Below are 6,517 nucleotides of genomic sequence, written 5' to 3' on the forward strand. Positions count from 1 at the left end.
TGAAAGCCGGAGTGTGGTTCCGCCGTGCTCGTCTGCTCATCGTCTCTCCTGATTCGCGGGTCAATCTTGCCCGCCGTCAGGCAGAAACTCCACTTATCGCGCTGTTCAGATTTGCGGGACCAGCTCACCTTAATCAGGCGATTAGTAGAGATGGTGTGGGAGTTTCCTCGCAAGCGATCTTGGACGCTTGGAACAATCCTTTGAGCATCGCGGGCAGCAGAGGGGCTTTTACTGTTGTTGGGAAAGATGCGACGATCGTTTTGAATCCGCAAGGCCGCGTCATCACGACTTGGGCAAACAGTTCGTCAGGAGTTAGGTCCCAACCATGAGCGTTACCTTAAGTCCCCGCCAATTGATGTTGTTAACGGAGGTTGCGTGCAAGTATTGTCCAGCGAAATGGGATATAGCGCATCCACCTAACCTAGCTTCTCTAACAAAAGAGGATGCAGACGTGCTCTTGGCAGCCCTGGGTGACGAGCTCGTTGCGTCTGGGCTGAACAGCGACTGGGAGCCAAACAACAGAGGCTTGGAGCTGGAGAGTTTGGTGGACGTGATTAACCGTCGTCGACTACGACAATCAATGTCGTAACCGCCGGCAGCGTGTTTGAGCCTGCTATATTGCTGTAGGCTTGCCAAGGCGAGTAGGCAGAAGCCTGGGACACAATCAAGGTTGACCGAGCGCCTGGTCCGATACGGCCTTTCAGCAGGCACGACCTTGGCGCGCCGCGCCGCGGTCTATCATCGGAAATTTAGGTGGAGCTTGAACCGCACTGGCAAGTGAGGCGCGACAAAGTTTGCGCTGGCCGGCGCTATCGGTGACAGAGGCCTTTGCTTCGTTTGCTGGTTCGGTCGCTGTTGCGCTGCGAAGCTCGGATCATGGAGCGCACACCAAGGCGTCCGCGGAGGGAGGCGCTCAAGGCTTCAAAGTCTTGCCGTCGTCTTGAGCGCTGCCGCGAGTGGGCTCGCGATTTGCGGTCGCGACGTCTATGCGCCGTTCGTGTTGTCAAACCGGAATGGGCTGGGGGCTCTCAATTGGTTGCGGAGAGAGGTTGAAGCCTGCGGTTTGCAGATCATCTCCATTCAACCCTTCGAGCGGATGAAGGAAACGCTGCTTAAGCGCTGGGGTGCCGCACGATCGGCTGAGAAGATTGGCGGCGTCGATTTCGAAGTTTGGCGCGTACCCACCCGGGCTAAACAATGAATGGGAGAGGATGAATTATGACGCTACACTGAACGCTTTGCTTGACGAGTGCCGCGGCGCCCGGACAGCTGAGGAACTTGCGGCAGCAGCCGGCAAAGTCGACGCCATGGCTGGGACGGTCCGTGCTGAGCGCGCAAAGTTGGATGGGCAGCTTCAGGACGCGATCGTGGCCGGCAAGGATACCGGCAAGATCCACACGGCGATCGCTGATCAGCAATTGAGGGACCTAGAAGCCGCCCAAATCGCTTTCGGACAGCGCCGAGACGAGATGGCAAAGCAGGAGGCGGCAGCCGCAAAGGTGGCGCTCCTGGAGCGTCATGCGCTGGAGACCGAGCAGCTCGCATCGGCCGGTCAGCGCATGAGGGCAGCCGCGGACGCCTTCTTGCAAGCCAGCGCGGAAGCCGAAAAGCTCGTTCGGCAGCATGACCGAACGGTTGGCGAGCTGGAAAGCTTGGGCGAGCGCCGGCTACAGCGGGCAGCGGCGGTGCTGCGGGAGGCAATCGGGGATCGGCTGGCGCCGGCGGGCAGGGCGGCCCTTTCTGAGTACGGAAAACAGGTCTTCACCCTGGTCAGCCAGATCCTGGCCCTTAGTCCTTCCCACCTGATGCGGGCTCGGCTGACTCGCCGGCCGGCTCGGGGAGAGCTTCCAGGCGAAGGACCACGCCACGGAGACCTTCATGGATCAGGTGAGGGGGCTCAGGGCAAATAATAGTTTACCGCGACGAGCAGGTCGCTGAGTGGATCAAGATTACGGAGAGGGTTTCCCGTCAATCTGACGGAAAACCTCAGGGAGGCCGGAGAGTGAAATTAGCGCCGCTGCGTCAGCGACCGCAAGCGTAAACTGCTTCTGGTCGCTGCAAGCAGATATGATACAAGCGGGTTCCCCTGCCGTACGAACGCGCACATTCGTGGTACCACATGCCGCAGCTATTCCCACGATATTGAGCAGGAGGCCGATAGTAGCGCGGGCCGCGATCGTAATCGCGGTAGTAACGTCTGTCGTAGTCAGGGTATCGATTTTGCCCGACATAGACGCCACCTGGACCAACATCAAATTCAATCGCATTTGCTGTCGTTGGGCCCGCAATGAGGGTCAAGAAAGCACCAAGTACCAAAATCGAGCGTCTCACGATTACGCCTCCATAGACTCACTGGCTCGCCAACTATCTTCCCAGGAACCTGGTTCCACTACAAGCGTGCAAGTCCGGGCAACGCGCTTTGGCCGACCTTGCCCGCCGTTCGATTGACGCAGTATGTTCAGTCTGAGGGGCAGTCATCATGGAACAGCGCGTCGAATATTTGGACTGGCTGAGAGCGGTTGCCGTGCTGTTTGTAATGGTTGGGCACGCTAGCCCATCGACAGCTCCCGGTGGCGCCATCGGCGTCAGCATCTTCTTCGTCATTAGCGGCTATCTGATCTGCAGCATCCTTCTTCGTGACGGGATGCTGACGATTTCGAACGTGGTGAGGTTTTGGGTTCGTCGCGTCGCGAGGATCTATCCTATGTATGTCGCGCAGATCGCGATCTTGTGGCTCTGGCTTTATCGCGACGACGCGGACAAACTTCTCGAGCAGCTTCCGAGCCTCCTCACTTTCACCTCAGACTTTGGCGTCTGGTTCGGATACAGCGTTGGGGTTCTATGGAGCCTCGCTGTCGAATTTTGGTTCTACATCACGTTCCCGGCGCTTCTCTTCATCGCGCGAAAAACTGGCTACCCCGTAGCGTGCTTCCTGATTTTGATAGCCGTGAGCATCGCGGCTCGGCTCAATCAAACTGATTTGCTGACCTTGGTGTACTATCACCAGTTCCTCATCGGGGCGATTATTGCGTTTTTGGTTTTTGATCAGAAGGTGCCAAAGTTCCTCGCCAGCGATATTGCCTTCAATTCTGCCCTTGCGGTTCTCGCGATCTGCGTGGCGATCCCGATCACGGCTCGCAACCTTGGAAGCTTCTTCCAGGGGACATATGCAGCGCTCGCGACAGGGGCGCTGATCTGTTACTGGCTACAGCGCCCGTCGCGTGCTTCGTTGCCGATCTTGCAGGGTATCGGGGCGATCTCTTATTCAGCTTACCTCCTGCACCCGATCGTTATTGACTATGTCTGGAAGACGAAGCAGCACCTTCCAAGCCATATCCCGACCTTCGTGGCCATCACCTTGGGCGCCTCCCTCGTAACCTACTTCGTAGTGGAGCGACCGTTTGTTGCGATGGCTCACAAGCACACGCGGTTCAGTAAACAAAGGGAAGGAGCTACTATCCAAGGTGCTAATAGGCCAGCGGCGCTTTGAGAGCACGAGATTGTTTCCGTGCGATCACTAGGTGTCACCGTGTTGGCAACCGATTGGCCATGTTAGCCAGTACTCGGGACGGTAACGTGATGCCCGACAGCTTCCACGTCCAGTCCTCAAAATGCATACTGACACCGCCTGCGTCCTGGCCCTCGCCAAGACGCAGCGCGAACTCCACAGGCTTGACCAGTTTTATCCGCCCGAGGAAGACGCCGATGTTAGAAGCTTCGAACTCGGCCAATGATGACATCGAGCCAAAGCTGATGTTCTCCGTTGCGTTGCGAACAGCACCGGTCTTCAGCAGAACTGATAAGTTATCCGGAGTGAGAAGCTTGGTTGCGAAATCATCCGCAATCGATGTGCCGAGCGTATTGATAGCCATTTTTTCGATTGGTCGCAGCGGGCGCTTCTGCCCGAGCCGATCGAGGTATGCGTCTAATAGCTGATCGACGAGGGAACGGCGAACGCGGGAAGGGTCGGTCCGCGCCATGACTTGAGCGGCATCACCGTTCCGAACGGCCGAAACCAGGCCTAGGACGGAGACGAAAGCCGACCCGATGTAGACCAGGAGGCAGACCAGCATGGTTGCAAGGATGCCGACGAGCCATTTCATTGGACAGCAATCAAGCCCGTAGCGCTTTGTTCCAGCCGCACGCGGTTCAGCAAGCGGTGGATTGCCAAGGTTAAACCTTTGACCTGCCGCGACTCAGGCGCGCCCTTCCGCAGCACAATTCTGCGCTTGGGGGGCCTGAAAAGATCTCGATCTGTTCATGATGCTACTGGTAGGGTCGTCCTACTTTGCGACGATCGACCCTTCCGCCTTGGTTTGCACAGTCTTGAGCCGCTCATAGATATCCCTGACTTCACTGGCGAGTGGACCAGACTGGAGCGCGATTTCGACGTTGTTCACTCGCTGATTGATCTCAGTAAGAAGCTTGTAGGTTCGTTCCCAATCCGCCGCCGCTTCTGCGATTCTTTTGCGCTCGATGACCTGCAACTCGACCACAGCATCCTTGCTCTGATTGCCGAGCTGCCTGCGCTGAACCTCGGAGAGGCCAATTCCGACCACATTGAATATCAGGAGAGCGATCAAGATCGTCCGGTTCGAGATTGAATTGCTTTCGATATTCGACATGATTTCGCACTCCTATTGCTCCTTGAGAAATAGAGTTGTCGCAGCCCCTCGAGCCCCCCGTCATAGCGTTCTACCTGGGAGCAAGGGGCAGCGGAAGATATTCCCGAACGAGGATGAGTTTGTAGGTAAATAGGGGGCTTTCAATTCAGCAGGCGCCACAACGCCCAGCCGACCAACAGAAACGGCCCCAAGCAGGAATTCGATGCAGCGGCGGCGATACAACTTATTGGTCGCGACGTGCAGGACCTTCGTTGTGCTTCATCATTTCGCGAACGTCGTCTGGCTCGAGCCCAGCCTCAGCAAGCGAGTCTAGTAAGGCTTCGCGTAACATTTCTGGAAAAAATGCTCGCCAGACAGTCAGAAACCGTTCCGGCTCCTTTGCAGCGAGATCCTTCAGCGATTCGTTCAATGCCTTCTCGCCGCCATCGATGAACGCCCGCTGTATCAAGTTAATCTGCTTCCAATCCGCGTCGGTTAACCCCGACGCGTCCGCAACCTCAAACGGCCCGCTCGCCATTTCATTCTTCCTTATCCTAACTCCACCGGCCAACTGCCTCAACGCTGCTCCTCAATCCAGCTCTGTAGACCACGTTCGATAAGCGTCCGCACAGCGGTTGACCTGCTGATCTGCTGGTTTTCGGCAAGTGCCTCGATCGCGGTGATGAGCTCGGGCGGCAAGCGAGCGCTAACCAACGGGTCTTTGCCTGTCGCCGGTCTACCTCGTCGTCTTTTTGGGTGCACCTTAATTGACTTCTTCATAAATTAGGTATACGGAAAATGCAAGCCGAGGGGAAGCAGCAACTTCCACCTCGGCTCTAACCCCAACCACGAAGGACTGGGTATCCAATGAGTGAGGCTGACAGCGTGCATAGCACGCCCCCCTAAACACGTCTGTAGGTCTGCTGAGCGGGCTGGCTATCCAACAGCGGGAGCGGGAAACGTCGCTCCAGCGCCTCGCCAGACTCAGGAAAGAGGCATCGGCCGAGATCGACCGGCTGATCGCTTTCCTCGACGCGACCGATCCTTACGTGACGACGGAGCTTGAGATCGACGACGGCGAGATGGGGATCGGAGAGGTCGGCACGCAAGACTGGCACCAGGGGCAATGGCATGAGCAACGTCGTCACGTTCCCCGGCGGCCCGTCAGCAGCGCCCATTCTCCCGCCAGAGCCGGATACTGAATCACAAGGGGCCGATTCCTGGCGTGACCGGGCGTCCGTCCTTCAGGATATCCAGCGGCATGTTGAGGCGCGCCGCGCTTACGCCAAAGCTGTGGCGTGGGAGATCGCCGTCCAGGACCAGAACCTGTCGGCAGCCCAACTCGAGGCCGCACGGGAGGCGACGGCGGAAGCGTATCGCGAACTCTCGTGAGTTGGCCATGCGCTCGTCGCCACCACGCCCGCAGATCCGAAGGCGCTTGTCGACTGCTGCTCTACATGGAGAAAAACTTCAGCACGCTGCCGCATCGTCGGCCGGTCACTTGCCCTCGACCTGATCCACACCGTACGGCTGTCGCTGAGGAAGATCACGAAGTACGGGAAGCGTAAATGAAGCGTCGGAGCCGAGCCCACAGGAAACGCGACCGGCGGTGGCTGATGATGCACCGCCATCGGTTGAAGCGGTAACCTGGAAATCGACCGGTGCTGCAGTACGATTGACTATCCCGGATTGGTGACGAGTACCGCGGAACGCATGGGCAGAACCTGCTGGCTCGTAAAGTCAGCGGGTCTTCTTTTGCTGCAGATCGTTGGCCGCGAGCTTGGTCTGAGCTGGTCCCGCAAATCTGAACAGCGCGATAAGTGGAGTTTCTGCCTGACGGCGGGCAAGATTGACCCGCGAATCAGGAGAGACGATGAGCAGACGAGCACGGCGGAACCACACTCCGGCTTTCA

The 6,517-nt window shown here is 57.7% G+C and carries 8 protein-coding genes and 1 pseudogene; 5 read left to right on the top strand and 4 right to left on the bottom strand.

Going from position 1 to position 6,517, the window contains the following annotated elements; all coding sequences use genetic code 11:
* From AC066S_RS38205 to AC066S_RS38220, 4 genes and pseudogenes are all read left to right on the top strand, one after another.
* Positions 1-329: pseudogene (locus tag AC066S_RS38205) on the top strand (hypothetical protein); the annotation flags it as partial.
* A gap of 734 nt (positions 330-1,063) precedes the next feature.
* Positions 1,064-1,201 (top strand): hypothetical protein, encoded by a 138-nt coding sequence (locus AC066S_RS38210; protein ID WP_478271883.1) that lies wholly within the window; start codon positions 1,064-1,066, stop codon positions 1,199-1,201.
* Between the two features lie 10 nt (positions 1,202-1,211).
* Positions 1,212-1,910: a hypothetical protein gene (locus tag AC066S_RS38215; protein WP_478271884.1), complete on the top strand. Its 699-nt coding sequence runs from the start codon at positions 1,212-1,214 to the stop codon at positions 1,908-1,910.
* Between the two features lie 569 nt (positions 1,911-2,479).
* On the top strand, positions 2,480-3,490 hold the full coding sequence (locus AC066S_RS38220; RefSeq protein ID WP_478271885.1) for an acyltransferase family protein: 1,011 nt from the start codon (positions 2,480-2,482) through the stop codon (positions 3,488-3,490).
* A 34-nt stretch (positions 3,491-3,524) separates the two neighbouring features.
* Here AC066S_RS38220 and AC066S_RS38225 read toward each other — a convergent pair whose 3' ends face one another.
* From AC066S_RS38225 to AC066S_RS38240, 4 genes are all read right to left on the bottom strand, one after another.
* Entirely contained in the window at positions 3,525-4,103 is a 579-nt protein-coding gene (locus tag AC066S_RS38225) for a DUF2939 domain-containing protein (RefSeq protein ID WP_478271886.1), read from the bottom strand.
* Between the two features lie 180 nt (positions 4,104-4,283).
* Complete coding sequence (locus AC066S_RS38230) at positions 4,284-4,625, bottom strand: hypothetical protein (RefSeq protein ID WP_478271887.1); 342 nt, start codon at positions 4,623-4,625, stop codon at positions 4,284-4,286.
* A 223-nt stretch (positions 4,626-4,848) separates the two neighbouring features.
* On the bottom strand, positions 4,849-5,142 hold the full coding sequence (locus tag AC066S_RS38235) for a hypothetical protein (RefSeq protein ID WP_478271888.1): 294 nt from the start codon (positions 5,140-5,142) through the stop codon (positions 4,849-4,851).
* Between the two features lie 364 nt (positions 5,143-5,506).
* On the bottom strand, positions 5,507-5,713 hold the full coding sequence (locus AC066S_RS38240) for a hypothetical protein (RefSeq protein WP_478271889.1): 207 nt from the start codon (positions 5,711-5,713) through the stop codon (positions 5,507-5,509).
* 22 nt (positions 5,714-5,735) lie between these two features.
* Between AC066S_RS38240 and AC066S_RS38245 the strand changes: the two genes are divergently transcribed.
* The gene (locus AC066S_RS38245; protein ID WP_478271890.1) at positions 5,736-5,996 is read left to right on the top strand and encodes a hypothetical protein; all 261 of its coding nucleotides are present in this window, start codon (positions 5,736-5,738) and stop codon (positions 5,994-5,996) included.
* Positions 5,997-6,517 lie beyond the last annotated feature (521 nt).

It is taken from the genome of Bradyrhizobium sp. CFUWI (genome assembly GCF_056429085.1).

Excerpts from the sequence above, each read along its gene's own strand:
- AC066S_RS38245 (WP_478271890.1), top strand. The coding sequence starts at position 5,736 with ATGAGCAACGTCGTCACGTTCCCCGGCGGCCCGTCAGCAGCGCCCATT.
- AC066S_RS38230 (WP_478271887.1), bottom strand. The coding sequence starts at position 4,625 with ATGTCGAATATCGAAAGCAATTCAATCTCGAACCGGACGATCTTGATC.
- AC066S_RS38215 (WP_478271884.1), top strand. The coding sequence starts at position 1,212 with ATGAATTATGACGCTACACTGAACGCTTTGCTTGACGAGTGCCGCGGC.
- AC066S_RS38220 (WP_478271885.1), top strand. The coding sequence starts at position 2,480 with ATGGAACAGCGCGTCGAATATTTGGACTGGCTGAGAGCGGTTGCCGTG.
- AC066S_RS38235 (WP_478271888.1), bottom strand. The coding sequence starts at position 5,142 with ATGGCGAGCGGGCCGTTTGAGGTTGCGGACGCGTCGGGGTTAACCGAC.
- AC066S_RS38225 (WP_478271886.1), bottom strand. The coding sequence starts at position 4,103 with ATGAAATGGCTCGTCGGCATCCTTGCAACCATGCTGGTCTGCCTCCTG.